The organism is Pseudomonas sp. 5P_5.1_Bac1 (assembly GCF_025466015.1).
GTDB lineage: Bacteria > Pseudomonadota > Gammaproteobacteria > Pseudomonadales > Pseudomonadaceae > Aquipseudomonas.
This window is the reverse complement of record NZ_JANLNX010000028.1, coordinates 1-1435: the sequence shown is the minus strand read 5'-3', so window position 1 is coordinate 1435 and position 1435 is coordinate 1. Positions and strand designations below refer to the sequence as shown.

Annotated in this window: 1 protein-coding gene; it reads left to right on the top strand. The window is 65.8% G+C overall.

The window, feature by feature from the left end; genetic code table 11:
- Nucleotides 1–1435 (top strand): autotransporter-associated beta strand repeat-containing protein (locus tag NTD82_RS05450; protein ID WP_262128024.1); only part of this gene is annotated, 1435 nt, incomplete at both ends.

Below are 1435 nucleotides of genomic sequence, written 5' to 3'. Positions count from 1 at the left end.
CATCAACCTCACCGGCACCGTGAATTTTGGTGGCACCGGCAACCTGACCCTGAGTGGGGCGCTGCAGGGCAACGCCAGTTCCGTGCTCAACAAAGATGGCGCCGGCACCCTGGTGCTGTCCAACGCCAGCACCTACGGCGGCGGCACCACGCTCGGCGGCGGGACCCTGCTGGTCGGCAACAATGCGTCACTGGGTGGCGGCGCGCTGACCGTGTCCGGCGCATCCAGCCTGGTCGCCACCCAGTCGGTGATGCTGAACAACGCCGTGGCGCTGAACAGCAACCTGACGGTCAGCGGCGACTTCGCGCTGCGCCTCAACGGCAACATCACCGGCGGCGCGGCCAACAAACTGATCAAGACCGGATCGGGCAACCTGACCCTGACCGGCACCAGCAACTTCCAGGGCGGCGTCGAGCTCAATGGCGGCACCCTGACAGTGGCCACCAACTCCGGTGCCCTGGGCAGCGGCGCCCTGACCGCCACCGGTGACAGCCGTCTGGCGTACACCACGGCGCAGGTGTCGAGCACGTCGATTGCCATCAACAGCGACGTGACCCTCGAGTTCGCCAACGATGTGCAGATCATTCACATGGGCCAGATCACCGGCACCGCCACCAGCACCTTGGTGAAGAGCGGGACCGAAGAGCTCATGCTGTTCAATGCCAACGCTTTCAGCGGTTTGCTGGACGTGCGCCAGGGCACCGTCACCGCAGCGGTCGCCAACGCGCTGGGCAACAACCCGAACGTGCTGGTCAGCAGCGGTGCAACCGTCGCGCTGACGGCCAGCAACACCATCAACAGCCTGAGCGGCGCCGGTCAGGTGGCCGTCATCGCCGGCAGCACCTTCACGGTGGGCGCCGGCAACGCCAGTTCGACCTTCTCCGGGGCACTCAGCGGCTTGGGAGCCCTGACCAAGTCTGGTACTGGCACCTTGACCCTGAGCGGTATCAGCGGCCTCAGCGGTAACACCACGGTCAGCGCCGGTCGCCTGAACATCGCCTCCAGCGGCTGGCTGGCCAGTAACCTGGTCACCGTGACCAACGGCGCGACCCTTGGCGGCAGCGGTAGGCTCACCGGTGGCGTGACCATCAATAGCGGCGGCCATCTGGCCGTCACCAGCGGCAGCACGCTCAATACCGGTACGCTGACGCTGGCCAGTGGCAGCAACCTGGATATCGGGCTGGGCACGCCGACCATCGCCACGCCGATGATCAACGTCACCGGCAACGTGGCGATCAACAACAGCACCTTCAACTTCAGCGATGCCGGTGGCCTGGCCAACGGCACTTACCGCCTGATCAACTACACCGGCACCCTGAACTACGGCGGTGCCAACCCGGGCATCTTCCCGGCGGATGTGGTGCTCGGGCAGATCACCCTGTCGATGGACAACGTGGCCAAGACGGCCAACATCGTCGTCAACTCGCCAGCCCTG